25 protein-coding genes, 1 tRNA gene and 2 pseudogenes are annotated in these 24994 nt (G+C 66.8%); 15 read left to right on the top strand and 13 right to left on the bottom strand.

Annotation, left to right across the window (positions count from 1 at the left end; translation table 11 throughout):
• The first annotated feature begins 254 nt into the window (after positions 1 to 254).
• Positions 255 to 593: a hypothetical protein gene (locus ACWEVR_RS15890; RefSeq protein ID WP_356985502.1), complete on the top strand. Its 339-nt coding sequence runs from the start codon at positions 255 to 257 to the stop codon at positions 591 to 593.
• Positions 594 to 644: 51 nt separating this feature from the next.
• A complete protein-coding gene (locus tag ACWEVR_RS15885) occupies positions 645 to 794 on the top strand; it encodes a hypothetical protein (RefSeq protein ID WP_357150644.1) in 150 nt (49 codons plus the stop codon).
• A 59-nt stretch (positions 795 to 853) separates the two neighbouring features.
• Here the strand turns inward: ACWEVR_RS15885 and ACWEVR_RS15880 are convergent, their stop codons facing one another.
• The 3 genes from ACWEVR_RS15880 to ACWEVR_RS15870 form a co-directional block, all read right to left on the bottom strand.
• On the bottom strand, positions 854 to 1567 hold the full coding sequence (locus ACWEVR_RS15880) for an MmyB family transcriptional regulator (protein ID WP_067643721.1): 714 nt from the start codon (positions 1565 to 1567) through the stop codon (positions 854 to 856).
• A 118-nt stretch (positions 1568 to 1685) separates the two neighbouring features.
• Positions 1686 to 2927 carry an SGNH/GDSL hydrolase family protein gene (locus ACWEVR_RS15875; RefSeq protein ID WP_452467516.1) on the bottom strand — a complete coding sequence of 414 codons (1242 nt, stop codon included), beginning with the start codon at positions 2925 to 2927 and terminating at the stop codon, positions 1686 to 1688.
• Positions 2928 to 2953: 26 nt separating this feature from the next.
• Positions 2954 to 4144 carry an MFS transporter gene (locus tag ACWEVR_RS15870; protein ID WP_452467515.1) on the bottom strand — a complete coding sequence of 397 codons (1191 nt, stop codon included), beginning with the start codon at positions 4142 to 4144 and terminating at the stop codon, positions 2954 to 2956.
• A 153-nt stretch (positions 4145 to 4297) separates the two neighbouring features.
• Here ACWEVR_RS15870 and ACWEVR_RS15865 point away from each other — a divergent pair, with 153 nt between their 5' ends.
• On the top strand, positions 4298 to 5197 hold the full coding sequence (locus tag ACWEVR_RS15865; RefSeq protein ID WP_452467514.1) for a LysR family transcriptional regulator: 900 nt from the start codon (positions 4298 to 4300) through the stop codon (positions 5195 to 5197).
• Between the two features lie 16 nt (positions 5198 to 5213).
• Here the strand turns inward: ACWEVR_RS15865 and ACWEVR_RS15860 are convergent, their stop codons facing one another.
• A complete protein-coding gene (locus ACWEVR_RS15860) occupies positions 5214 to 5780 on the bottom strand; it encodes a Uma2 family endonuclease (protein WP_357150640.1) in 567 nt (188 codons plus the stop codon).
• Positions 5781 to 5906: 126 nt separating this feature from the next.
• On the bottom strand, positions 5907 to 7742 hold the full coding sequence (locus ACWEVR_RS15855) for an acyl-CoA dehydrogenase (RefSeq protein WP_357394152.1): 1836 nt from the start codon (positions 7740 to 7742) through the stop codon (positions 5907 to 5909).
• A 233-nt stretch (positions 7743 to 7975) separates the two neighbouring features.
• Here ACWEVR_RS15855 and ACWEVR_RS15850 point away from each other — a divergent pair, with 233 nt between their 5' ends.
• Positions 7976 to 8569 (top strand): alpha/beta hydrolase family protein, encoded by a 594-nt coding sequence (locus ACWEVR_RS15850; protein WP_452467513.1) that lies wholly within the window; start codon positions 7976 to 7978, stop codon positions 8567 to 8569.
• 34 nt (positions 8570 to 8603) lie between these two features.
• A complete protein-coding gene (locus tag ACWEVR_RS15845; protein WP_452467512.1) occupies positions 8604 to 9068 on the top strand; it encodes a flavodoxin family protein in 465 nt (154 codons plus the stop codon).
• Here the strand turns inward: ACWEVR_RS15845 and ACWEVR_RS15840 are convergent.
• From ACWEVR_RS15840 to ACWEVR_RS15830, 3 genes are all read right to left on the bottom strand, one after another.
• The gene (locus tag ACWEVR_RS15840) at positions 9048 to 9704 is read right to left on the bottom strand and encodes a class I SAM-dependent methyltransferase (protein ID WP_378670239.1); all 657 of its coding nucleotides are present in this window, start codon (positions 9702 to 9704) and stop codon (positions 9048 to 9050) included. The genes ACWEVR_RS15845 and ACWEVR_RS15840 overlap by 21 nt on opposite strands.
• 133 nt (positions 9705 to 9837) lie before the next feature.
• Positions 9838 to 10917, bottom strand: coding sequence for a DUF4185 domain-containing protein (locus tag ACWEVR_RS15835; protein WP_452467628.1), 1080 nt, complete (start codon positions 10915 to 10917; stop codon positions 9838 to 9840).
• A gap of 170 nt (positions 10918 to 11087) precedes the next feature.
• Positions 11088 to 11831 carry a crotonase/enoyl-CoA hydratase family protein gene (locus tag ACWEVR_RS15830; RefSeq protein ID WP_452467511.1) on the bottom strand — a complete coding sequence of 248 codons (744 nt, stop codon included), beginning with the start codon at positions 11829 to 11831 and terminating at the stop codon, positions 11088 to 11090.
• Between the two features lie 114 nt (positions 11832 to 11945).
• Between ACWEVR_RS15830 and ACWEVR_RS15825 the strand changes: the two genes are divergently transcribed.
• The 6 genes and pseudogenes from ACWEVR_RS15825 to ACWEVR_RS15800 all read left to right on the top strand — a co-directional run bounded on the left by ACWEVR_RS15825 (position 11946) and on the right by ACWEVR_RS15800 (position 15535).
• Positions 11946 to 12257, top strand: coding sequence for a hypothetical protein (locus ACWEVR_RS15825; RefSeq protein ID WP_452467510.1), 312 nt, complete (start codon positions 11946 to 11948; stop codon positions 12255 to 12257).
• Positions 12258 to 12316: 59 nt separating this feature from the next.
• A pseudogene (locus tag ACWEVR_RS15820) lies at positions 12317 to 12523 on the top strand (hypothetical protein); the annotation flags it as partial.
• Positions 12524 to 12541: 18 nt separating this feature from the next.
• Positions 12542 to 12793: pseudogene (locus tag ACWEVR_RS15815) on the top strand (DUF1963 domain-containing protein); the annotation flags it as partial.
• 124 nt (positions 12794 to 12917) lie between these two features.
• Entirely contained in the window at positions 12918 to 13535 is a 618-nt protein-coding gene (locus tag ACWEVR_RS15810; RefSeq protein WP_452467509.1) for an NADPH-dependent FMN reductase, read from the top strand.
• A gap of 5 nt (positions 13536 to 13540) precedes the next feature.
• On the top strand, positions 13541 to 15007 hold the full coding sequence (locus ACWEVR_RS15805) for a DHA2 family efflux MFS transporter permease subunit (RefSeq protein ID WP_452467508.1): 1467 nt from the start codon (positions 13541 to 13543) through the stop codon (positions 15005 to 15007).
• Positions 15008 to 15277: 270 nt separating this feature from the next.
• Positions 15278 to 15535 (top strand): hypothetical protein, encoded by a 258-nt coding sequence (locus ACWEVR_RS15800; RefSeq protein ID WP_452467507.1) that lies wholly within the window; start codon positions 15278 to 15280, stop codon positions 15533 to 15535.
• A 64-nt stretch (positions 15536 to 15599) separates the two neighbouring features.
• Here ACWEVR_RS15800 and ACWEVR_RS15795 read toward each other — a convergent pair.
• Positions 15600 to 15670: transfer RNA gene (locus ACWEVR_RS15795), tRNA-Gly, on the bottom strand.
• Positions 15671 to 15769: 99 nt separating this feature from the next.
• On the opposite strand from ACWEVR_RS15795, the gene dcd reads away from it, so the two are divergent.
• A complete protein-coding gene (gene dcd / locus ACWEVR_RS15790; protein ID WP_067497111.1) occupies positions 15770 to 16369 on the top strand; it encodes a dCTP deaminase in 600 nt (199 codons plus the stop codon).
• Here dcd and ACWEVR_RS15785 read toward each other — a convergent pair.
• Complete coding sequence (locus ACWEVR_RS15785) at positions 16282 to 16794, bottom strand: hypothetical protein (RefSeq protein WP_452467506.1); 513 nt, start codon at positions 16792 to 16794, stop codon at positions 16282 to 16284. The genes dcd and ACWEVR_RS15785 overlap by 88 nt on opposite strands.
• Before the next feature lie 203 nt (positions 16795 to 16997).
• Between ACWEVR_RS15785 and ACWEVR_RS15780 the strand changes: the two genes are divergently transcribed.
• The 3 genes from ACWEVR_RS15780 to ACWEVR_RS15770 all read left to right on the top strand — a co-directional run bounded on the left by ACWEVR_RS15780 (position 16998) and on the right by ACWEVR_RS15770 (position 21238).
• Positions 16998 to 18257: an XRE family transcriptional regulator gene (locus tag ACWEVR_RS15780; protein ID WP_166655743.1), complete on the top strand. Its 1260-nt coding sequence runs from the start codon at positions 16998 to 17000 to the stop codon at positions 18255 to 18257.
• Between the two features lie 24 nt (positions 18258 to 18281).
• The gene (locus ACWEVR_RS15775; protein WP_067643759.1) at positions 18282 to 19535 is read left to right on the top strand and encodes a pyridoxal phosphate-dependent aminotransferase; all 1254 of its coding nucleotides are present in this window, start codon (positions 18282 to 18284) and stop codon (positions 19533 to 19535) included.
• 428 nt (positions 19536 to 19963) lie between these two features.
• Positions 19964 to 21238 carry a YibE/F family protein gene (locus ACWEVR_RS15770; protein WP_067643761.1) on the top strand — a complete coding sequence of 425 codons (1275 nt, stop codon included), beginning with the start codon at positions 19964 to 19966 and terminating at the stop codon, positions 21236 to 21238.
• A 1-nt stretch (position 21239) separates the two neighbouring features.
• On the opposite strand, the gene ACWEVR_RS15765 is transcribed toward ACWEVR_RS15770, so the two are convergent.
• The 3 genes from ACWEVR_RS15765 to ACWEVR_RS15755 form a co-directional block, all read right to left on the bottom strand.
• Entirely contained in the window at positions 21240 to 22490 is a 1251-nt protein-coding gene (locus ACWEVR_RS15765) for an Hsp70 family protein (protein WP_452467505.1), read from the bottom strand.
• A gap of 154 nt (positions 22491 to 22644) precedes the next feature.
• Positions 22645 to 23967 (bottom strand): UDP-glucose dehydrogenase family protein, encoded by a 1323-nt coding sequence (locus ACWEVR_RS15760; protein ID WP_067497104.1) that lies wholly within the window; start codon positions 23965 to 23967, stop codon positions 22645 to 22647.
• A 178-nt stretch (positions 23968 to 24145) separates the two neighbouring features.
• Positions 24146 to 24844, bottom strand: coding sequence for a hypothetical protein (locus tag ACWEVR_RS15755; protein WP_452467504.1), 699 nt, complete (start codon positions 24842 to 24844; stop codon positions 24146 to 24148).
• Between the last annotated feature and the right edge of the window lie 150 nt (positions 24845 to 24994).

Raw genomic sequence — 24994 nt, 5'->3', positions numbered from 1 at the left:
TTACGGTGAATTGCTGAGTAACAAGGGGTTTCGGGTGTTCGGTATCGCGGAAGAATGGCCGACGTGGCCGGTTACGACAATGCTGTGGGCAATGACGGGTCTGATACGCCTGCTGACCAGCGGTTCGGGCGCCTGAGCAAACCCTCGGCTGCTGTCTTGCCCCCCTTTCAGACGTCTGCCGAGCGGTCTGGCGTGGTGTTAGACATCTTGTGCGGCGGAAATTCGCCGCAAATCTGAAAGATGAGGGGTTCACAATGGCAAAGATTCGTGCATTCGGTGTGGCGATGGTCGCGGCGGCTGGCATGTCGATGATGGGCATGGGGGTCGCGGCCGCCGAGGAACCGGCCACCGGGTCGTCGGAACTGCTGAGCGGGCTCACCTCGGGCACCGCGGAGACCGAGCCCGTCGCGGAGGAGCCGACCGGCTCGCTCGAGGGCCTGGACCTTGCGGCCCTGCTCGCCCTGCTGAGCAGCGGCTCGGGCGAGGCCGAGACCGTGGCGGAGGAGCCCGCCACCGGTTCTGCCGAGGGTCTGGATCTGGCCGCGCTGCTCGCGCTGCTGAGCAGCGGCACCGCCGAGACGCCTGCCGAGTAACAGGCCCTGGACCGGGTGCGAACGCACCGACGGGACCGGCCGTCGGTGCAGATGAGTTCTTCTCACGTTCATCCGAATTATGTGCTGCGTAATTCGGCGCTGATAAGAAGTGACTATTCGTCTAGAAGGAGAAGCATGTTCGACACCCTGGTCCAGATCCTGCCCCTGCTCGCCGCCTTCGCCTCCGGGTCGGCCGGCTGAGCATCGAGGCAGTTCAACGCGGCGCCCGTCGGATTTCGACGGGCGCCGTTTTGTGTGTTTTACCGCGACGGGATCATCCGGTACAGCCACCACGGGCGGGTGGGGAAGGCCGGGTCGTAGATGCGCAGCAGGTAGCGGCGTTCGACACCGGTGGTGCGGTCGCGCACCCGCACATGCCGCCGGGCGACATCTTGCGGCCGGATTTCACTGGCCCACACCGCGTCCCAATCAGGTGAGACGGCACAGGCGGTCGTGATCGCGGTGACGCGCTGGGTGGGAGCCAACGGCGACAGCATGCGGAAGGCGTGCACGAGCACCTGAGCTTCGGTGGTCCAGTCGAGCAGGGCCTTCTTGGCGGCCGGGTTCAGGAACATCCATTCGAGCAGGTTCACTCCGGCGCCGGTGCCGGGGAAGATGCGCTGGTACTCGGCGTTCGCGGCGAGCAGGTCCATGGTGGGGAAGCGCTGGTAGCAGGCCGGATGGGTGAGACTGCCCAGGTCGGCGAGGTCCTCGGTCGACGGTGCCGTCGGCGCGGCGCCGGTATCGACCGACGGCAGACCGAGCACGAGAATGTGCTTTCGGTACCACGGCGGCACATCGAGACTGTCGAAAAGCCGTTGCAGCATCGCGGTATTGGGCACCAACGCCCCGGTCTCGATCTGCGTGACCAGCAGCGGCGCCATCTGCGCCCGAGCCGCCAGCTCCGCCCGCGCCAACCCCGCCGCCAACCGCCGCTCGCGCAAATACACACTGAGCGCAGAACTTTCAGCCATCCCAACCCCCGAGCCTCACCCCGACGACGGTAAAACCAAGGGTACGCCGCAAAGATCACCCGGAAACAACGAAACGGTCCGGAGCTCGAAAGCTCCGGACCGTCCGAGAGACGCGAACCTAGAGGGTGTTCAGGTCGATTGCGGCGGCCATCGCTCGGTAGCCTGCCGCGTTCGGGTGTTTGTGGTCGCCGGAGTCGAAGGCAGGGTCGAGGCGCTCCGGGTCGGCCGGGTCGGCGACAGCGGTGTTGAAGTCGGCGACGGCGTCGAATTCGCCGCTGGTGCGGATCCATTCGTTCAGCGCGCGCAGTTTCGCGGCGGAGGTGGGGGTGTAGTACTCGGCGCCCTTCATCGGCAGGAGGGTTCCGCCGATCACGCGCAGCCCGGCTCGGTGGGCGCGGGCGATCATGTCGCGGTAGCCCGCGATCAGCTGTTCGACGGTGACGACCGGGTTGGGCTTGTAGGTCGGCAGATCGACTTCCGAGAAGCCGATATCGTTCAGTCCGCCGAGCATGACGACCGTGCGGGCACCGTCCTGGGCGAGGACGTCACGATCGAAGCGGCGCAATGCGCTCTCGCCGTACCAGGGCGAATCGCTGATGATGGTGTTGCCGCCGATGCCCGCGTTGAGGACGGGGCGTGGGGTGCCTGCGGCGGCGAGGCGGTCGGCCAGGGCGTCGGGGTAGCGGTTGTTGCCGTCGTTGTCGGAGCCGAAACCGTCGGTGATCGAGTCACCGAACGCGACGATCGCATCCGCGGCGGCGGCGCCGCTCATCCGCACGTTCGACAGGTAGTACCAGGAGTGTGTTGTCTCGGTGAAGGCGGTCGCGTCGGCGTCTGAGGCGTGGTTGCCGGCGGCGCGGTAGGACGTCGCATAGCCCTGGGCGTGGAAGGTGGCGGGTCCGGTGGGTTCGTCCAGATACAAAGTGACCGTGGCGAATTCGAGGGGAGCCAGCTGCAGCTCGGCGGGGTCGCTGGTCAGATCGGTGCCAGGGGCGATGGTGGCGGTGTCGCTGCCGTGGAAGCGAAGGGGACGCAGCGTGTCCTGATGTACGCGAGCCCCGGAATCGGTGCGGGCGATCGTGGCCGAGGCGATGCGGAGATCGGTGCGGCCGAAGCGGTTGGAGAGGGTGATCCGGGCGGAATCACCGCCGGTGGTGACCCGGACGACCTGGCGGAGTGTGTGCTGGGCGAATCCGTCGAGCGACCAGTTCGGCTCGAAACCGGTGCTCGGCTGCTGCATCGGCACCGACCAGGCGGTGCTCGCGGTGTCGGCGGGGGCGGCCTGGGTGTTGGTGCAGGCTGCGGTGAGGGTGGCGGTGATCGTGATTGCGGCGGTCATCATCTTCTTCCAGACGTGCATGGGTTCGTCGATTCTCGGTAGTCGGTCTAGCCGCGGCGCTCGAGCGCGCGGGCGAACAGGGTGGTGAGCAGGGCGGCGGCGGCCAGAGCTGCGCCGATCCAGGCGGGCGCGGTCAGGCCGAACCCGGCGTCGATGGCGGCGGCGCCGAGCCAGGAGGCGACCGCGATGCCGATATTGAAGGCGGAGATATTGGCGGCCGAGCCGAGCGCCGATTCGCCGCCCGCGGTGTCGAGTACGCGCATCTGGACGGCGGGCACGATGGCGAAACCGGTCGCGCCGAGCGCGAGGATGCTGACGGCCGCGCCGACCGGATGCCCGGCGACTACCGCGAAGATCATCAGCACCACGGTCAGGGCGGCGAGCGCGCCGATCAGCGTAGGTAGCAAGGCGCGGTCGGCCAGCCGGCCGCCGACGATATTGCCCGCGAACAGGCCGGCGCCGAAAACGACCAGCAGCCACGGGACGGCACCGTCGGGCAGGCCGGTCACCTCGGTCAGGATCGGTTCGAAGAAGGTGAACGCCGCGAAGACGGCACCGAATCCGAGCGCGGTGATCGAGAGCGCCAGCCATACCTGCGGGCGAGTGAACACCGCCAATTGCTCTGTCAGCGAGATGGATTCGCCGCGTGGCTGGTGCGGGACCAGCATGAGGACGGCGAGCAGCGCGGCCACCCCGACGGCGGTCACCGCCCAGAATGTCGACCGCCAGCCGAATGCCTGGCCGAGCGCCGTGCCCAGCGGCACGCCGGCGACATTGGCCAGGGTGAGCCCGGTGAACATCGTGGCGATGGCGGCGGCCCGGCGGTCGGGTGCCACCAGGCTCGCCGCCACCACGGAACCGATGCCGAAGAACGCGCCGTGGGTGAGCGCGGCGACGATCCGGCCGGTGAGCAGCAGTTCATAGGTGGGAGCCAGGGCCGACAGCAGATTGCCCGCGATGAAGAGGCCCATGAGTGTCGCGAGCATGGTCTTGCGGGGGACCCGCGAGCCCAGCGCGGTCATCAGCGGCGCGCCGACGGCGACGCCTGCGGCATAGCCGGAAACCAGCAGGCCCGCGGTCGGGACGGAGGTGGACAGGTCGTCGCCGATCACGCCCAGCAGGCCGACGATGACGAATTCGGTGAGGCCGATTCCGAAGGCGCCCAGCGCAAGCGCGCCGAGGGCGAGAGTCGGCCGGTCGGTCCCCGCCCGGGGCGGGGCGGTCAGTGTCGTGGTCATGTGAGTGTGCAACTCCCTTAGTGGGAAAATTGTTCCGTTAAGGCCATTCGTGTCGGTACCCGGACGTACGGTTTCGAATGGAGTGATTTCAGACTGCCGGTCGCGTTCACGTGCATCAACGGCCGTCGCCGACATGGTCGATTAGCGGGAGTTATGGAACGGCAGGAGATCGAGATCTTCCTGGCTCTATGCGAGGAACTGCACTTCGGACGGGCCGCCGAACGGCTGTATCTGACGCAGGCGCGGGTCAGCCAAACCATCAAGAAGCTCGAACGACACTTCGGCGCACAGCTTTTCGAACGAACCAGCCGCCAGGTGCGGCTCACGCCGGTCGGCCGGATCCTGCGCGACGACCTGCTCCCGATCCGCACGCAACTGAACCGGGCCATCGAACGCGCGCAGGCCGCGGCACGCAGCGTGGAAGGGACACTGCGCGTGGGTTACCTCGGCGGGTTGGCGGCGAGCCTGCTGGTCGACACCGTCCTGGAGTTCCGGAACCGCCACCCCGAATGCGAGGTACACGCCCGCGAGGTCCACCTCGGCGATGTCTTCGGCCCGCTGCGCCGCGACGAACTCGACCTGGTCATCAGCCACTCCCCGGTCGGCGAACTCGACGTGGTCGCCGGACCTGTCCTGCTCACCGAGCCCACGGGGCTGGTGGTTCCGCGCGATCACGCCCTCGCCCGCAGAAGTTCGATCGACAGCACCACCGTGGGCCTCGAGGTGATCGCCATCGGCGGACCCGCAAGCGCGTACTGGCACCGCTACCTCGACGAAACCTGGCACATCAGCCCGGTAGGCCCGAACGGTGCGCAAACCTTCGAAGACGTACTGACCGCCGTCGCTTTCGGCGCCGGGGTCCACCCGGCCGGAGCCCACGCCGAACGCCACTACCCCCGCCGCGGAACGGTCTATGTGCCGTTCAGCGACGGACGAGGGCACGTGTGGCGCCCGGTATGGCTACCGGGCGCGGAATCCGCACGACTACACGCGTTCGTACAAATGCTGCTCGAAGCAGTCGCCCAGCAAGGCGCGGAACACTACTTCGGCTAGGGCGGGGAGCGGCGGCTCAGAGTCGACCGAGGTCGACCTCGATCGGGAAAGGCGCTGCGGCGCGAATAATTCCGGTGTGGACCTCGCTGTCGCGGTAGGACCGGGTGGCAGGGTCGAGAACATAGGTATAGGTGAGGGGGAGCCCTGTCGGGGACTGTTCGACCCGCCAGTAGAAGGCAATTCCGGCTTTGGCGTACTGATCGACTTTGACGATCCGATCGGTCGTCTCCGAGCCGGGCGAGACGACCTCCGCCACCAGCAGCACATGCTCGGGGCGGGTAGGGGAGATGTCGAGGGTGTCGGCCCGATAGACGACGACGTCGGGGCGGCGATTGGTGAGCGGGACATCCTGGAGGCGGATGTCGAAGTCGGTGTCGGCGTTCCAGTCCGGGCCTGCGGCCGCGTCCAACGCGTTCGCGAGAATACGGGCGAGTCGGTTGTGGCGTTTGGTCGCGCTCGGGCTCACGACCACCATCCCGTCGACGATCTCGACACCTGCACACTGCTCCTCGGTCCAGGAGTCGTATTCCGCTGCGGTGATCTGGCGATGCATCCACGCCGGAGTGACGGCTTCGATGGTCATGACACCGCTCCTCCCGGACGCTCTCGGGCGGACTGATTCCGCCGACCCAGTCTACAAGCCGTACGCCACGAGGCCCCGGAGTCGTGGACTCCGGGGCCTCGTAGGCAGTGATTATCCGAGCACAGCTCAGAAGGCGGCTTCGTCGAGTTCCATGATGTCGTTGTCCAGCGTGGTGAGGATCTGACGGGTGGCGGTCAGCTCCGGCAGGACATTGCGGGCGAAGAACTGCGCCGAGGCGACCTTGCCGGTGTAGAACGGCACGTCGGAGCCGGTGGCGCCGTTGTCGAGGGCGGCCAGGGCGATCTCGGCCTGGTTCAGCAGCATCCAGCCGATGAACAGGTCGCCGACGGCCATCAGGAAGCGGACCGAACCCAGGCCGACCTTGTACAGTTCGGACGGCTGCTCCTGGGCACCCATCAGGTGGCCGGTCAGGGTGGCGGCCATGGCCTGCACGTCCTCGAGCGCGGTGGCGAGCAGCTTGCGCTCACCCTTGAGGCGCTCGTTGGCGTTGTCGGCGTCCAGGAACTTCTGGATCTGGCCGGCCACGTGAGCCAGGGCCACACCGCGGTCGCGGGCGATCTTGCGGAAGAAGAAGTCCTGCGCCTGGATGGCGGTGGTGCCCTCGTACAGCGAGTCGATCTTCGCGTCGCGGATGTACTGCTCGATCGGGTAGTCCTGCAGGAAGCCCGAGCCTCCGAAGGTCTGCAGCGAATCGGTCAGGTACTGGTAGGCGCGCTCGGAACCGACACCCTTGACGATCGGGAGCAGCAGGTCGTTCACGCGGAACGCGACGTCCTTGTCGGCACCCGAGACGGCCTCGGCGATCTCCGGGTTCTGGTGCGCGGCGGTGTAGAGGTAGATGGCACGCAGGCCCTCGGCGTAGGCCTTCTGCATGGCCAGCGCGCGACGCACGTCCGGGTGGTGGGTGATGGTGACGCGCGGCGCGGTCTTGTCGGTCATCTGGGTGAGGTCGGCACCCTGCACGCGGGTCTTGGCGTACTCGAGCGCGTTCAGGTAACCGGTCGACAGGGTCGCGATGGCCTTGGTGCCCACCATCATTCGCGCGTTCTCGATGACGTCGAACATCTGGGCGATGCCGTTGTGCACCTCGCCGACCAGCCAGCCCTTGGCGGGCACGCCGTGGCCACCGAAGGTCAGCTCACAGGTGGCCGAGGCCTTGATGCCCATCTTGTGCTCGACGTTGGTGACGAACACACCGTTGCGGTCGCCGAAGGTCTCGGTCTCGAAGTCGAAGTGGGTCTTCGGGACATAGAACAGCGACAGGCCCTTGGTGCCCGGTCCGGCGCCCTCGGGGCGGGCCAGCACCAGGTGCATGATGTTCTCGAACATGTCGTCGGAGTCGGCCGAGGTGATGAAGCGCTTCACACCCTCGATGTGCCAGGAGCCGTCCTCCTGCTTGATCGCCTTGGTGCGGCCGGCGCCGACGTCGGAACCCGCGTCGGGCTCGGTCAGCACCATGGTGGCGCCCCAGTTGCGCTCGGCGATCTTCTTCGCCCATTCCTTCTGCTCATCGGTGCCGTTGTTGTAGAACACCTGAGCGAAGCCCGCGCCTGCGGCGTACATCTGGATCGGCGGGTTGGCGCCGAGCACCATCTCGGCCAGCGCCCAGCCGATGACCGACGGGGCACCGAGGCCACCGAGCTCCTCGCGCAGCGGGACCTTGACCCACTCGCCGTCCTCGAGCGCCTTGTAGGACTTCTTGAAGGACTCGGGGATGGTGACGGTGTGGGTGTTCGGGTCGAAGACCGGCGGGTTGCGGTCGGCGTCGGCGAACGACTCGGCCAGCGGGCCCTCGGCCAGGCGGCGGACCTCGGAGAGCATTTCCTTGACAGTGTCGGTGTCGAGGTCGCCGAAGGCGCCCGCGTCGAGCACCTTGCCGACGCCGAGAACCTCGAAGAGGTTGAACTCGAGGTCGCGAACGTTTGCCTTGTAGTGGCCCATGTGAGTACTCACTCTCCGTTGAGTTCTGGTGCGGTCGGTTGTGTGCCGTTCCCGCCCGTCAGGTCGTCCACCGGGTAGCTGTCCGGTTTTCCGCATGCTACTCGCGGGTAACTTATTCACCATATTACCGATGGGTAAGGCTCTCGGCAAAGGGGTTCGTCAGCAATGTGACGTGAAAAACACGCGCGCGTGCCGAGACGTTGCTCGCGGCGACCGCGGGGCTACCGTGAGGTGTGCGCATCGAGACGTCAGCCGGCCCGGCCGAGATCGAGCTCGACGAGGTGACCGACCCGGCATTCCTGCTGGTGATGACCCATGGGGCGGGCGGCGGCGTCGATGCGAAAGACATTCTCACCGTGCGTGATTCGGCCCTCGCCGCCGGTGCCGCGGTAGCCCGGGTTGTGCAGCCGTACCGGGTTGCCGGGCGGCGGGCGCCGGGCAATGCGGTGGCCCAGGACCAGGCATGGGTCGAGATCGTCACGGCGTTGCGCGATCGATTCCCCGGTGTGTCGCTCGTGCAGGGCGGCCGGAGCAACGGTGCGCGGGTGGCGTGCCGGACCGCCGTCGAACTGGGCGCGCGCGGGGTGATCGCCCTGTCTTTTCCGTTGCACCCGCCCGGAAAGCCCGAGAAGTCCCGGCGCGAGGAGTTGGTGTCGGTGGGCGACGCGCAGGTGGTCGTCATCAACGGTGGCAGCGACCCGTTCGGGATCCCCGACCCGGCCGATGCCGCCGAGGTGCGCGTCATTCCCAAACAACCTCACTCCTTCCGCACCGGATTCGACGTGATCGCGGCGACAGTGCAACCGTGGTTCGGCCGGTGGAGTTAGGCTTTCGGCACATCGGACCAGGTAGGGGGAGCCAATGAAAGCGCTCATCGTGTGCACGTCCAAGGCGCTCGGCAATACCAGGAAGGTCGCCGACGCCATCGGCTCGGTGCTCGACGCGCGGGTGGTGGATCCGGCCGAGATCAGCGCCGCCGAGCTGGGTGATTACGACCTGATCGGGTTCGGGTCGGGGGTGTACTGGATGTCGCTCGACGCCCGGCTGCGCGCCTTCGTCGACGCGCTGCCTCCCGGACAGAACCGCGACGCCTTCATCTTCGCGACCAGTGGCATACCCGAGACCCGTTTGCGTCCCTACCTGCGGAATCTCGGCGAGCAGCTCGAAAACAAAGGGTTCGAACTGGTCGGTGGATTTTCCTGCCGAGGGCTCGACACGATGGGACCGCTCGCGCTGATCGGAGGGCTCAACAAGGGGCGGCCCAGCGAAGACGATCTGGCCTCGGCCAGGGCTTTCGCCGAGCAGCTACGCGGTCGGTTCGACTGACTCGGCCACGACAAGGGCGTCGATGGCATCGGCGCCCTCGGTGGGCCGGAACACCTCGCGAGCGGTGGTGATGGTGACGCCGGTGCCCTCGAGATCGGCGCGGATGTCGTCGGGAGCGAACAGGATCGTCGGATCCTGCGGGCCGCCGTAACCGTCGGTGATGTTGCGGGTGGCGTGGCCCAGGACCAGCAGCATGCCGCCGGGAGCGAGCATCGACGCGAGTTGGTGCAGGAGTTGGCGCCGCTCCTGCGGTGGCAGGTGGACGAAGACCATCAGGATCAGTTCGAACGGACCGCTGACACCCGCCGCGTCGAGGTCGGTGATATCGGCGCAGGTCCACTCGACGCGCGAACGTACCGACCGCGACAGGCGCGCGGCGACCGTTCGCCCTTTGTCGATACCGACCTGGGCGAAGTCGACGGCCTGCACCTGCCAGCCGTGGGTGGCCAGCCACAGCGCGTGGCGGCCTTCACCGCAGGCCAGATCGAGGGCGCGCATCGGGGCGGCGGTGCCGTCGGCTTGCACCGGGAGCCTGCGGTCGAGGCCGTGGACGTATTCGACGACCGTGCTGTTGGGCGGTGCGCCCCAGACCAATTCGCTGCGGGCATAGCGTGCGTCCCACTCCGCCGCGTCCATGCTGTTCCGCCTCCCCGCGAATTTCGGCCAGACTCAGGTGCGTTCTCGGTGCGACGCGGCTGGCGGTGTGTCGCTGCCATGTTAGCCCGTGCCCGGTGAGTTACCCATGTGCTTACTTGCGGTGGTCGAACTGTCAGAGGGATGTGCGCATGAGGATGACGTTGTACTGGGTGTGGACGGTTGTGAGGAAATAGAGGTCACGGCCGGTTTGGTACGGGAAGATCTGCGGGGCGTAGGCGGTGGGCAGTTCGCGGGCATCGATGAGGACTTCCGGCGGGCTCCACGGGCCTTCCGGTGACGGTGCGCGGCGCAGCACCACCGAATTGGCGGGGTCGGTGGTGAGGGAGACGAACTGGCCGAGGTGCTCGTTGTACATCACCGACAGTTCGGCTGCCCCGGCCATGATGGGGGCCGCGGCGTTCGCGTCGCCGCGCTTCCAGCCGCCGCCGTCCCAGTACTCGTAGGCGTCCAGATTCTCGATCTCGCCCTCGGGCACGCGGGCGAGGAAGGCTTCGTTGTCGCGGCCCGGCGGGGTGCCGAATTCGTAGACGAAGCCGCCGTCCTTCAGGAAGGCGTTCATCTGGAACTTGTGGTGGCCGTTGTCGTTAGGCCTCCGGGTATGGGCAAGGTCCGCCCATGTCTCGCCGTTGTCCGACGACACAGCCAATCCCGAATAGTTCGTGGTCCACTCGCCGGGCGCGTCCCAGCTGCGCACCGACATCAACGACATGTACTGCACCCCGCCGACCGACACGCCCGCCGTGGGGATCCGGCTGATCTCCTCGCCGTCCTTCGGGCTGAAGACGAGTTCGCGGGCCTGGCCGATACCGTCGCGCACCACACTGTGGAAATGAATGCCCTCGGCCGGGTTGCGGCTGAAACTGCGGGCCAGGAAGTTCGAACGCCAAGCCCATTTGCTGTCGCGCAACAGGTTCGGGAGGCCGACGCCCGCGGTGTCACCGAACGCGGTGAGCATCTCGCCGTGCCCGTTGTCCCACATGATCCCCAGGTCGGTGCCGAGGACGTTGTAGGCGTGGGTGGCGTTCGGGCTCGCCATGCCGGTCACCTGGAACACGGCCTGTGCCCGGCCGTGCAGGACCGGCAGGCCGTAGGTGCCGTTGAGGACCGGGATCGGGTTGACGGCGTTCGGGTCGGCCGTGGCGGGCGCCGTACCGACGAGCAGTACCGCCGCGGCCCCCGCCAATACGGTCATCGCGAGCGAGCCGGATTCGTTCACGTCAGCCTCCGGGCACACGGGAATAAGCGCACCTGTTTGATTCGGTGCACTTTTTCCGTCGGATTGGTGAACTGAAACTAACAGCCGGACGCGGGCCGAAGTACTGTGAGGCGACCTAGTGTTGGGGCGACGTTTACTTGTCCCCGTCAGCGAATAATTGCCTTACGGAGCAGCAGGGGAATTTGCGCGGCACGCTCGGCGGCGAAACTGCCGCGTGCGGGCCGGTGCCAGGACCGGTCGAACAGGCGCTTGGCGGCGGCGACCGCGCGGGGATCGCGGGCCGCGATCCGCTCGGCCAGGGACTCGGCGGCGGCCACCGGATTGTCGGCGATATCGGTGACCAGACCGATCCTTCTTGCGTGATCGGCGTCGACGCGCTCGGCGGTCATGGTGAGCAGCAGGGCCTGATCGATGCCGATGAGCTGCGACAACGATGCGGTGCCCGACATGTCGGGAATGAGGCCGTGCGCGGCTTCCATCACCGAGAACTCGGCGCCAGGAGCGGCGATGCGGAAGTCGGCGGCGAGGGCGAGTTGCAGCCCGCCGCCGAAGCAGCGGCCGTGCACCGCGGCGATCACCGGGACGTCGAGGCGTCGCCATGCCCAGCAGGCTTCCTGGAAAGTATTGGTGCCCCGCCACGGTCGCGGCAGGAATTCCCGCACAATGGCGATCGGGTCGCGGGTCGCGGCGGCTATATCGAGTCCGCTACTGAAACTCGGGCCGTTACCTGTCACGATGACCGCGCGAATTTCCTTGTGCACGGACACCGCATCCGCCGCTGTGACTAGGTCACGCAACATTTCCAGCGTCAGTCCATTGTGTTTCGCCGGACGATTCAGCGTGACAAAAGCGCGTGCGTTCTCGAACCGCAGATCGATGTGCTCTCCCATGACCCGATCTTACTCATGAGTCAGTTCGAGGGTGTGGCCCATCCGCCGCCGTTCGGGCATGATCCAACTCGGCCACGCATCGGCCGATGCGTGTCGACCGGGAGGACACACAGAGTGCGGATCTGTCTGATCGCCGCAGCGCTCGTCGCGCTGCCGGCACTGTCGGCCTGCGGCAGCGAAGAGCCTGCGGTAACCCAGGCGGAACTGTCGAAATCCCTGCAGGACAAGGGTTTGAAGGACGTCTCGCTCGCCGACTGCGCCGCCCAGGTGTTTCTCGACTCGGGCATGTCCCAAGACGGCCTGCGCGTGATGGTCGCCAACGGCCAGGCCGGCGACCAGGCCAAGGAGCTCAACGAGGAAGACGCGGCCAAAGTGGGTGCGGCTCAGGCGAAGATCGCCGCCGAGTGCGTGAAGCTGGGCGGCTGACGCCGGGACGGTCCTGCGCTCGGATCGTTGTCGGTGGTAGCTGATGGCTCGGTGGCGCACCGGTGTTGCCGGAGGGCTTCGACTGGCCGAGAACCGTGGGGCACTACTACGAGCACGTCGCCACCATCGATCTGGGCAAGCTACCCGCGATAGATCTGAATTTGCCTGATGCGGGGACCATTTCGCTGTTTCATGACGGCGGTGGAATCGTCTGCTGGTCCCCGGCGGGGTGGCGACCACCGAGGCTGATATCCCGTCTCGGCTGATCGACCAGCGCAGGGCATCAGATCGGCGGCTGGTCGTACCAGATTCAGGGTGAGAACGACCGCGGAGTTCTGCCTGGTAGCGCGGCGGAACAGCGCTTCTACTCGCACCGGGATCTGCCGGAGGGGCAGCTGTTGCTTGCCCAGATCGACCACGACGGTGGCAACGGCATCGGGTTCGGTGACATGGGGATGTTTTACTGCTTCATCGCACCGGAGGACCTGGCGGCGGGGAATCTCGGCGCGGCAGTGGCGTATTCGGAAAGCCACTGACGCGGTAGTGGTCGGGCTCGGAGGGGATATGGCTTCGATCACAGGGCTTGACCTGAATTTAAGTTGAGGTTGGAGGCTGTGGGCAGCGCCAAAGCTGGTGCGATCGTCCAGAGGAGGGGCCTCAATGAGCAACTGGCACGTCGATTCCGCAGGGTCGCGAGGCGGTCTGGGTACGGCTCCGCTGCGAGTCGCGGTGGTTGTCGGCAGCACCCGGGAGGGTCGGTTCGGTACAACCGTCGCGGACTGGTTCGTCGGTGAGCTTCGGCGCCACGGCGCCCTCGAGGTGGAGATCGTCGATACCCGACAGGTCGCGCTGTCGCACGCCTTCGGTGCGGTCACCGATCACCCGTCGCGGGCAGAGACCACTGAAAAGCTCTCCAGTGCGGACGCTTTCGTGGTAGTGACGCCCGAGTACAACCACAGCTACCCGGGTGCGCTGAAGAACCTGATCGACGAACATCACGTCGAATGGCAGGCCAAGCCGGTGGGTTTCGTCTCCTACGGTGGGATTTCCGGTGGTCTGCGCGCGGTGGAACATCTGCGGCCGGTCTTCGCCGAACTGCACGCGGTCACCATCCGTGACACGGTCAGTTTCGCGAACCCGTGGCGGCGATTCGACGACACGGGTGAGCTGGCCGATCCGTCCGATGCGGTCACCGCCACCAAGACCATGCTGAAGCAATTGACTTGGTGGGGCGAGGCATTGCGTACCGCCCGTGCCGCGAACCCATACGGGGCGTGAGGGTCGTGATCACTACCGCGAAGGCTGCAGCGCCCGTCGCCGCCCGCAATCCGATGACGATCGCCCTGGTGCTGGTGCTCGGCACAATCATGGCCACGTTGGACCAGACCATCGTCAATGTCTCGATCAATACGTTGTCCGCGGAATTCGACGCGGGCCTGAACACCATCCAGTGGGTGGCGACCGGTTACTCGCTCGCGCTCGGCGCTGTGGTGCCTGCCTCGGCGTGGCTGGTCGGCCGGTTCGGCGCCAAACGGCTGTACCTGACCGCGGTCGCCGCGTTCGCGATCGGTTCCGTGCTGGCCGGGCTGGCCTGGAACATGGAATCGCTCATCGCTTTCCGGGTCGTGCAGGGCGCCAGTGGCGGGCTGCTCATGCCGGTCGCGATGACGATCCTGCTGCGCGCGGCCGGGCCGGACGGGCTCGGGCGGCTGATGAGCACCCTCGGTCTGGCCATTCTGGTCGGCCCCTTGCTCGGGCCCGTGATCGGCGGCTACCTGATCGACGAGGTGTCGTGGAGGTGGATGTTCTTCATCAACCTGCCGATGGGTGTGCTGGTGCTGGTCCTGGCCGCGCGGATAGTGCCCGACGACCTGCCGGAACCTCGGCACGCACTCGACCTACCCGGGCTCCTGTTGATGTCGCCAGGTCTGGCCCTGCTGATCTACGGGGTGACCGCGGCCGGTGAGCAGGCCGGATTCGCCACGCCCGCCGTGCTTGTCCCGCTTGTGGCCGGGGCCGTGCTCATCACCGCCTTCGTGCGACGGTCCCTGACCACCGAGGATCCGCTGCTGAACCTGCGGGTCCTCGGCAACCGGATCAGCGGCCCTGCCGCGCTGCTGCTCGCCCTGTTCGCCGGCGGCTACTTCGGGTCGATGCTGTTGCTGCCCTTGTATTTCCAAGTCGTCCGTGGCGAATCCGCTCTGGTGGCAGGTGCACTGGGCATCCCGTTCGCGCTGGCCTCCGGTCTCACCATGCAGGTGGCGGGCCGATTGATCGATCGGATTCCGCCCGGCCGCTACCTGCCGCTATCGATCACGGTGGCACTCACCGGTTTCGTACTGTTCATCGTCCAGCTGGACGCGGACGCGTCGTACTGGGCACTCGGCGCGAGCATGCTGCTCATGGGCGCCGGTGGTGGCGGCACGATGATGCCGGTCATCACGACCGCGACCCGATCGCTGAGCCGGGAGGATCAGCCTGCGGGATCGACGGTGCTGAACATGATCAGCACCACCGCCCTCGCGGTCGGCACCGCGGTGTCGTCGGTGACCCTGGGCGCCATGCTCCCGGTGACCGGCGGGCTGCAAGCGCTGCACGGCATGGAGCCGGCCCGGCGCGCCGACATCGCTCCCGCCCTGGCCGAGGCGTTCCAGCACACCTACCTGATCGCTCCCGTCATGATCACGCTCGCGTTGATCCCGGCCCTGCTGCTACCGCGCCGGTCGGCCGGCGGACCAGCCGCGGGATGAGCCGGAACCAGGCGGGCAGCGCTCCGCGCGGAGGCCTGAGTACTCAGCGGGAGCCGGCTGGACGAGTAAGTGGCATAGATGGCGCAGTCTGGTTGTCTATCCTGCCGTCATGTTCTCATCGAGCGGCTGGGCTCGCGTTCTTGCTGGACTCGGGGCCTGCGTCGCTGCGGTACTGGTGTTGGTCTACTCGTTCTTGTTGATGGTGGAAGGTGCACCGGACGAGGAGGTCTCGGCGGGCACCACAACCTCCTCGTCACCAAGCTGGTCGTTGTGGGCCTCGCGGGTGTGGCATTGATCGTCGGTGCTGCGAGCGGGTGGCGGCGGGCGATCGTCGCCGGCTGCTCGTTGTACTTCATCGATTTCGCACTCTGGCTCATTTGGTCCACCGGAACTTTCCGGCTTCCGACCTACGAGCACCCCGACCCCGGCCCGGTCGCGCTACCACCGGTGTTCTGGTTGACCCTGATCACCGTGTGGGTCGTCTTCCCCGGACTGCTCGCAACCCTCGCGCATCGACAGTCCCTATAACCACCGGCCGCACAAAAAGCCTCCCCGCGTCCAGGGCTGGCCTGAGTTCGCGGGGAGGCGGGAGAGCCGATGACGGGAATCGAACCCGCGCTACCTGCTTGGGAAGCAGGAGTTCTACCATTGAACTACATCGGCAGTTGTGCGATCGCGACTCTATCAGAACTGGCGTGCGGGGATGCAAGTCTTCGGGGGCTCGGTCGGGTGGTGGGGGCGTCACCTGCTTAAACTGGGCCGGTGCTGCTCTCCGATCGTGACATTCGCGCCGAGATCGCCGCTGGGCGGCTCGGGGTCGAGCCGATGCTCGAGTCGATGGTTCAGCCGTCGAGTATCGATGTTCGGCTCGACGGGCTGTTCCGGGTGTTCGACAACAGCCGGTACACCCATATCGATCCGGCCCAGCAGCAGGACGAGCTGACCAGCCTGGTCGAGCCGAAGCCGGGGGAGCCGTTCGTGCTGCATCCGGGGGAGTTCGTGCTGGGGTCGACGCTGGAGATGTGCACGTTGCCTGACGACCTGGCCGGGCGGTTGGAGGGCAAGTCGAGTCTGGGCAGGCTCGGGTTGCTGACGCATTCGACGGCCGGGTTCATCGACCCGGGGTTCAGTGGGCACATCACGCTCGAGCTGTCGAACGTGGCGAATCTGCCGATCACGCTGTGGCCGGGGATGAAGATCGGGCAGCTGTGCCTGATCCGGTTGACGAGCCCGGCCGAGCATCCGTACGGGAGTGCGGCGGCCGGGTCGAAGTATCAGGGCCAGCGGGGGCCGACGCCGTCGCGGTCGTACCTGAATTTCCCCCTGTCGCCCGATTCGCTCAACGCGGTCGAGACGCGCTGAGGACCGACTTCCAGTGCGATCCGCAGCACGTTCGTGAGCGGCGGGAACACGTCGCCGGGGCACGGCGGGCGCACCCAGTGGCAGCCCTCGCGGCTCCAGCGGCCGAGGCTGGTCGGGAGCATCACGGCGCTGCCGGTGCCGGGGACGTCGATATCGAGGCCCGACAGTTCGGCGGCCAGATCGTCGGTGGGTCTGGCATCGGGTGTGGCGAGCACGCTCCAGCGGATCTGACGAGCGAGCACGGGACCTTCCGTTCGTTGGTCGCGCAACCGCGCGAACACCTTCTCGGCGCGTGCGGTCGGCAGATGGACCACACACAACCGATCGGTGATCGGCAACATCACGAAGCCACCACGCTCGCGCACGGGCAGCCCGAATTCGCGCTGGTAGCAACGCACCCAGTCATCGACAGTCCTGGCTTCCACCCCTTCAGGATCACCCCGCACGGCGGTCGGTGACCACTGCCCCGCACCGCCCTTTCGCTGCCTCAGACAACCGATTCGGCGAACATGTGGTGTGTCTCACTGTCGCGCTCGTACTCTGGAAGATGTTGTCCATCGGATGAGGTGACGTCGTGGTCGGGGAGTGGACGGGTAGAGAGGCCAGAGCTCTTCGCGATGCCAAACGAATGAGCATCCGGGAGTTCGCGGCTCATCTGGGCGTGCACGAACGGCTGGTGTCGAAATGGGAAGCCGGTGGGTCGCGGGTGAAGCCGCGGCCGGTGAACCAGGCGGCACTCGATACGTCGCTGGCCCGCTCCGACGAGGTGGTCCGCGCCAGATTCACGGCGCTGCTCGCCCCGGCGGGCGAGACCGACCTGCTCGCCTTCGTCGACGCGGGGGTAAGCAAAAGCGCTGTGCCCGAGTTGATGTCGGAGAGGGAGTTGATCATGGCGGCTGCGCACGAGGCCAGCGAACACGCGGCCGCCGCGGAGAGCACCAATGTCGGACCGACAACGTTGGCCCAGCTCGACGCCGACGTGCGACGGATCGCCACCGAATACGTCTATGCCGCACCGGCTCCCATGATGGTGGAGATGCTGCGTGTACGGCGGCGGGTGTACCGGCTGCTCGACGGGCAGCAGAAACCGGTGGACACCTCGCACCTGTATTTACTGGCGGGCACCCTGTCGGGGTTGCTCGCCAACGCGAGCACCGACCTCGGCTACCTCGATGCCGCGGGCGAACAGATCAGGGCCGCTTGGGCTTACGCCGAACTCAGCGGGCACAACGGGTTACGGGCATGGACGCGCGGCATGCACGCGCTGATCGAGAACTGGTCGGATCGCCCGCGCAACGCGGTCCAATTAGCCCGTGGCGGGCAGGAATTCGCGCCGGGCGGATTGGCGCGCGTGCGGTTGCTCAATATCGAGGCGCGGGTGTGGGCGCGGCTGGGGAACGACTCCGAGACCGACCGATGCCTACGCACGGCCGAGTCGGTCGATCCGGACCGGCGCGAGGAATTGCACGACGAGATCGGCGGGGTGTTCGGCTTCCCGACGGCCAAGGCCGCGTACTACGCGGGCGCCACCTGCATCCAGCTCGGCCGTGCCGAACAGGCGCTCGCGGCCACCGAACGCGCGATCGCGCTGTACTCGAGCGGACCGCCGCTGCAGCGTTCCTACGGTGCCGAGTCGCTGGCGCGCGTCGACAACGCGGCCGCGCACCTCATCAACGGAAGTATCGACGGTGCGGCCGACGCCCTGCGCCCGGTGCTCGGCCTGCCGGAGGACCGGCGCATCGCTCAGCTGGGCGAACGGCTGGTCGGTCTGCGCCGCCGGATCGCCGCCCCGAACTACCGCAATGCGGTCGAAGCGCGTGGGCTCGACGAGCGCATCGAGGAGTTCTGCCTGGAAACGGCGGCTCAGGCGGGCAAACCCCGGCTGTGAACGCGGTCGGTAACCATCCCTAACATGGGGTGGGTGAGTCCACAGCATCCGCATGTCGCCCCGCGCGTCCTCGAGCAGTCGAAGAAACTGCAGGACGTGGTCTACGAGATCCGTGGGCCTGTACACGCGCAGGCAGCACGCCTGGAGGCCGAGGGCCATCGCATCCTCAAGCTCAACATCGGCAACCCGGCCCCGTTCGGGTTCGAGGCGCCCGACGTGATCATGCGCGACATGATCGCGGCGCTGCCGTACGCGCAGGGGTACTCCGAGTCCAAGGGCATCCTGTCGGCGCGGCGCGCGATCGTCACCCGCTACGAGCTGGTGCCGGGCTTCCCCGAACTCGACGTGGACGACGTCTACCTGGGCAACGGCGTGTCGGAGCTCATCACCGTCACCATGCAGGCGCTGCTCGACAACGGCGACGAGGTACTCATCCCGGCGCCGGACTACCCGCTGTGGACGGCCATGACCAGCCTCGCCGGCGGCACCCCGGTGCACTACCTGTGCGACGAGGAGAACGGCTGGCAGCCCGATATCGCCGATATCGAATCGAAGATCACCGACCGCACCAAGGCGCTGCTGGTGATCAACCCGAACAACCCGACCGGCGCGGTGTACTCGGCGGAGGTGCTGCAGCAGATCGTCGACCTGGCGCGCAAGCATCGGTTGCTGCTGCTCGCCGACGAGATCTACGACAAGATCCTCTACGACGACGCCAAGCACATCTCGCTGGCCTCGCTGGCTCCCGACCTGCTGTGCCTGACGTTCAACGGCCTGTCCAAGGCCTACCGGGTGGCCGGGTACCGCTCGGGTTGGCTGGCGATCACCGGGCCCAAGGACCACGCGGCCGGATTCCTCGAGGGAATCGATCTGCTCGCCTCGTCCCGGTTGTGCCCGAATGTGCCCGCTCAGCACGCCATCCAGGTGGCGCTGGGCGGCCATCAGAGCATCGAGGACCTGATCCTGCCCGGCGGACGCTTGCTCGAGCAGCGCGATGTGGCGTGGGAGCGGCTGAACATGATCCCCGGTGTGTCGTGCGTGAAGCCGCGCGGCGCGCTGTACGCCTTCCCCCGTCTGGATCCGAATGTGCACGAGATCCACGACGACGGGAAGCTTGTGCTCGATCTGTTGTTACAAGAGAAGATCCTCATGGTGCAGGGCACGGGCTTCAACTGGCCCGCCACCGACCATCTGCGGATCGTGACGCTGCCGTGGGCACGGGACCTCGCGGTGGCGATCGAAAGGTTCGGTAACTTCCTGTCCAGTTACCGACAGTGAGTGTCACTGTGTCAGGGGCCTTGACGGGGACGGCATAGGGTTAGACCGGCTGAAACCAACTCAGGGTTCGGAAACTGGGGATTTTGAAGATGCACTAGCGCAAAAGTCCAACTTTTGTGTACAGTAGGCATCGGCGCTTCGGCGCCCCGGCCCGGTCGTCTACCCCCCCCCTGGACGACCGAGAGCCCTAGGTACGCGCGCCTACCCCCCTGGGCGCCTGCCTGAGGGCGGCGGAGACAACCCCCTGCTCTCCGCCGCCCTGTACCGGGGGTGAGTACATGGGTAACTCATCGGGAACGGGCTGACGTACCGACCGCCATGGTCTGGCCGCCTGGATAAATCTCCCCGCATCTAGATCTGGCAAGAAGTTCTCGGAGTGGCGGGTCAGCGAGTCGTTCTTGAAAACGGATTCCCTTAAGCTCTCTCGGGTGAGCGATCATCATCACCACCATCACCACGATCATTCGGGGCCCATCGCTATCGGGGCTACCGCGGCCAAGGTTGTTGTCGGGCTGTTGGCGGTTATCGGGGTGGCGGTGTTGATTGCTACCGCGCTGTTGTGGCCGAGTAAGCCCGAGATCGATATTCCCGCCCCGATGGGGACCGTCAGTGGTGGGGCGGTGCAAACCGAGGCCGGGACCGTCGTCATGCAGGAAGTCGGGCTGTGTGGGAGTCCCTCGCACGGGAAGGCGTTTCCCGACAAGCCGGTGCAGCCGCAGGTGGGGTACTCGTGTCAGCGCAGCATCATCGACATCCGGTCGGGGCCCGACGAGGGTAAGAAGACGCTGTTCGAAATCGCGCCGGGGCCGGGGCAGCCCGATCTGCGGGTGGGCGACGAGATCCGCATCGTGCGCGCCGCCGACCCGAGCGGCGGGACCATCTACGGGTTCGAGGACTACTCGCGCGGGTTGCCGCTGACATTGATCGTGATCGCGTTCGTCGCGGTGATCTGTATCGTCGCGCGGTGGCGCGGGTTCCGGGCGCTCGTCGGGCTGTGTTTCGCCTTCGGCGTCGTGGTGATCTTCCTGCTGCCCGCCCTGCTCGACGGGAAACCGGCGATCCCGGTCGCGCTCGTATCGGGAGCGCTGATCCTCTACGTGGTGCTCTACCTCGCGCACGGACTGAATCTGCGGACCAGTTCGGCCCTGCTCGGCACGCTGGCATCGATGCTCGTGGCGGCGGCATTGTCGTGGCTGACGTTGAAGGTCACCCACCTCACCGGGCTGTCCGAAGAACAGAACACCAACGTGGCCACCTACATTCAGCACGTCAGCATCACCGGGCTGCTGCTCGCGGGATTCATCATCGGCTCACTCGGCGTGCTCAACGACGTCACCATCACCCAGGCCTCGGCCGCCTTCGAACTCGCCGCCCTCGACGAAGGGGCTTCGCGGCGCGAAATCTTCACCGCAGCCATGCGCGTCGGCCGCGACCACATCGCCAGCACCGTCTACACCCTCGTGCTCGCCTACGCCGGTGGCGCGCTACCGCTGCTGCTGCTGTTCAGCGTCGCCGGACGATCCATCACCGACGTACTCACCGGTGACGCCGTCGCCATCGAGATCACCCGATCCGCGGTCGGCGGTATCGCCCTCGCCCTGTCGGTGCCGTTGACCACCGGCATCGCGGTGCTGCTCGCCCGGCCCTTCGGGGCGCAGAAGGCGACCGTCGCGCCGCCACGCGCCCGGCACGCCAGGAACTGAACTACCGCCCGGGCGGCGGCATACCGGGCAGCACCACCGGCGGCAACGTCGGCACCACGATCGGCGGCAGGCCCGGCACCACGGTGAAGGTGTTGGGGCCCTGCGTCGGCGCCGGTTCTTCCGTCGGGGTATTAGGCGGCAGCTGGACGGGCGGAGCTGCCACTGTGCCGTGCACCGCTTCGGTGGTCGACGGCGGCGCTGTGGTCGGTACGGTCGAGCGCGGCGTCGAACTGGCCGGTACCGCCTGCGACCCGTCGCTGGAATTACCGCTCTCGAGCACCTCGGGGCCGTAGCCGAGGCCGATACCGATCGCCGCGACCACCGCAAGCGAACTCACCGTGAGCACCGCGCCGTTCAACTCCCGGCGACTGTGGCCGCGACCGGTCAGCGCGGCGAGCGGACGCCTGCCACGGGTCGGGGCGGTGAGCCAGGCGGGCGTCACATCGTCGAGCTGCTCGATGGGTGCCATCGGCGGCGCGACGGGCGCCTGCGCAACCTGTGCGGGTCTGGCGAGCAACGCGGCACCGCGAGCCAACGCGGTTTCCGGTTCGACCGGAACGATTACCGGCACACCGATCGTGCGCTCGAGCACCCGCGCGATCAGCGGAATCCGGGCCCCGCCACCGATCACCAGCACCGCCTGCACCGGATGCTGGGCCCGGATGATGACATCGCGGGTCATCCGCGCCGACGACTCGATCGCCAGCATCATCAGCGCTTCGAAGTTCTCCTGGGTGAGCAGCACCAGCCCCTGCTCACTCGGCAACGCCACCGCGTTGCTGCTCGACAACTGCTCCTTGGCCGCCCGGCACAACGCGTCGAGCGCGGCCAGGCCGGCCGGATCGGCGGGGTGGGCGATCCGGCCCGATGCGATCTGCTGCTCGCGGATCAGCGAATCGAGGTAGTCGCCGCTGATGTCGCTGATGCGTTCACACTGGTGCACATCGCTGGTTCGCGCGTCGACCACGCTCACCGTGAGGCCGGAACTGCCCAGGTCGTAGACGGCCAGCGTGGACACTTCACGCAGGTCGGCGGTGGCGTGCGCGAAATGCACGGCGGCAACGGCTTCGGGAATCAGCTGATAGTTGGTGAGTTGCCTGCGGGCCATGGCGGCGCGGATGGCACGAGCCTGCGGTTCGCTGCGGAAGGTGACGGTGGTAGCCGCGACCTCGGGGCCCGCGGCGAGGGTGGCGGCGATCGCGTCGGCCGCCGATTCTTCCGCGTGTTGTTCGGGGACCGGAAGGGTATGCACCTGAAAGGAATTCGGTGCACCCCCGGGCTGCGGGCGCGCCAGGCGCACCGTCGCCGCTCCGACGGAAACTCCCAAAACCGCACTCATCAGCTGCCCATCTCGTTGCACGACATGCGGAGCCTGCACAACCTGCCAGCCCCCGCCCGCCGTAACTCTACGGGGTGCCGAGTCCGGCGTACACCCACCCGGCATCACGCCAGGCGTGACGATCCAGACAATTGCGACCGTCGATGATCGAACGGGAACGTACCACCGGCTCCAGATCGGCCGGCGTCAAATCCGTGAATTCATTCCATTCGGTAAGGACCAGAACCACATCGGCGCGATCACACGCCTCGGCGACGGAGGTCGCGTAGTTCAGCGTGGGGAAGACGCGACGCGAATTCTCCACCGCTTTCGGGTCGTACACGGTGACCACGGCGCCGTGCAGCTGGATCATCCCGGCCACGTTGAGCGCGGGCGAATCGCGCACGTCATCGGACTCCGGCTTGAACGCCGCGCCGAGCACGGCGACGTTCGCGCCGAGCAGGGAGCCACCGCAGGCACGGGCGGCCATGTCGACCACTTTGGTGCGGCGGCGCATATTGATGTTGTCGACCTCACGCAAGAATGCGACCGCATGATCGGCGCCGAGTTCGCCCGAGCGGGCCATGAAAGCACGAATGTCCTTCGGTAAGCAGCCGCCGCCGAAACCCAGTCCGGCATTGAGGAATCGGCGGCCGATGCGCGCGTCGTAACCGAGCGCGTCGGCGAGCATCGTGACATCGGCGCCCGTTGCCTCACAGACTTCGGAAACGGCGTTGATGAACGAAATCTTTGTGGCCAGAAAGGCATTCGCCGAAACTTTCACCAATTCGGCGGTGGCCAAATCGGTGAGCAGGAAAGGGATTTCGGCATCGATGAGATCGGCGTAGATGTCGCGAATGTGTTGTTCGACCCAATCGGCGCGCTCACGGGTGCGGTCGAGGCCGAGGACGAGGCGGTCGGGGCGCAAGGTGTCCTGCACCGCGAAGCCCTCACGCAGGAACTCGGGGTTCCAGGCCACCTCCACGTCGACGTCGGTGAGTGCGCGAGCCCGGACACCGAGGGCGGCGGCGGTTCCCACCGGGACGGTCGACTTGCCGACGATCATCGCCGGACGTTCCAGCATCGGGACAAGGGTGTCGACCACGGCGTGTACATACTTCAGGTCGGCGCCGTACTCACCCTTCTTCTGCGGTGTGCCGACACCGAGGAAGTGGACATCGGCGTGCGCGGCCGCGTCCTCGTAGTCGGTGGTGAACCGCAGCCTGCCCGCCGCGAGGTTGCGTTGCAGCACCTCGTCCAGCCCCGGTTCGTAGAACGGCACCACCCCGTCGGCCAGTTTGGCCACCTTGCCGGGATCGACATCGACCCCGACCACATCGTGCCCCAGCTCGGCCATACACGCTGCGTGCGTGGCCCCCAGGTACCCCGTTCCGAAGACTGTGCATCGCATACTCTCGTTGGTAAGCGGCGCGCGTGGCTACGCCGCGTCAGCGAGGCAAGGGCGGGCGCAACATCTGGTGTACAGGGGGGAACGTGAGTTCGTCCCGCCGTTGTATGGAGCGTCTACCTGCGGTGATATCTCGCTGCTGTGTGCATGGTTCGGTTCGTGGGCGTGCATCGAGCAGTGGCTAGCTCGGTTTGTGGTGCTCGGCCAGGAGCCTGATGAGGGTCATGACCAGGCCGAGGTTGCGGATCTCGTCCAGTCCGATCAGGGGGATGGACTTTCGCGAGCGGGTGTAGAACCAGAGCATGCCGTCGGCCGCGGTCGCTTTCACGAGGTCGGACCAGGCCCGTGACTTCGAGCCCACGTGCAGCTCGGTGGCGCTGATCGCGATCTTGTGGAAGTCCAGGGTCTTGCCGCGCTGTAGTTCGGCCCAGGCATCGGGGAGCTGGGTGCGGGCGATGCCTGCCTGCACCTCGGGTCCCCACACGCCTTCGAAGACGAACGGGGCGCCGCGCTGGATATCGGTGACGCGTCGACCGTCGAGGCGCGGAGTGGTGACGTGGGCGCCGCGGCCGATCGCGAACGCGCGGCGGTCGTCTCCGACGAGCACCCATCTGCTGTCGGTGAGACCGCCGTTGATGGAGCGGTTGTAGTTCCAGACCGAGGTCGAGCGCCAGGCGAAGGCGGTGGGTGGGTGGTCGCCGGTGAAGGCCAGGCCGTCCTCGTAGACGTAGAGGCGGGCGTTGTTCAGGCGGGTGAATACCCAGCGTTGATACGGGCCGAAGACCTCACGCAGTGCACCTAGGTTATGTTGGGCCGCAAGCTCTTCGATCGCGGCTGGTGTTGCTTCGCGTTCTTGTATGCCGCGCAGTTCTGTTCCCACGGATTCCCCCCGGTGTCACCGATGCTGCTGTGCAGCACGATGTTTGATCCTGTGGCACAACTTATCCGGGATCCGGCCGCTCGGCCAGTGGTGTTGCCTCTTTCGGGTGGGTGCTCGGTCGATGTCGCTCGGGGCGGGGTCGGCCGGGCT

The organism is Nocardia sp. NPDC003979, from assembly GCF_053605015.1.
The sequence above is the reverse complement of the archived record's forward strand: the minus strand, read 5'-3'. Positions and strand labels throughout refer to the sequence as shown.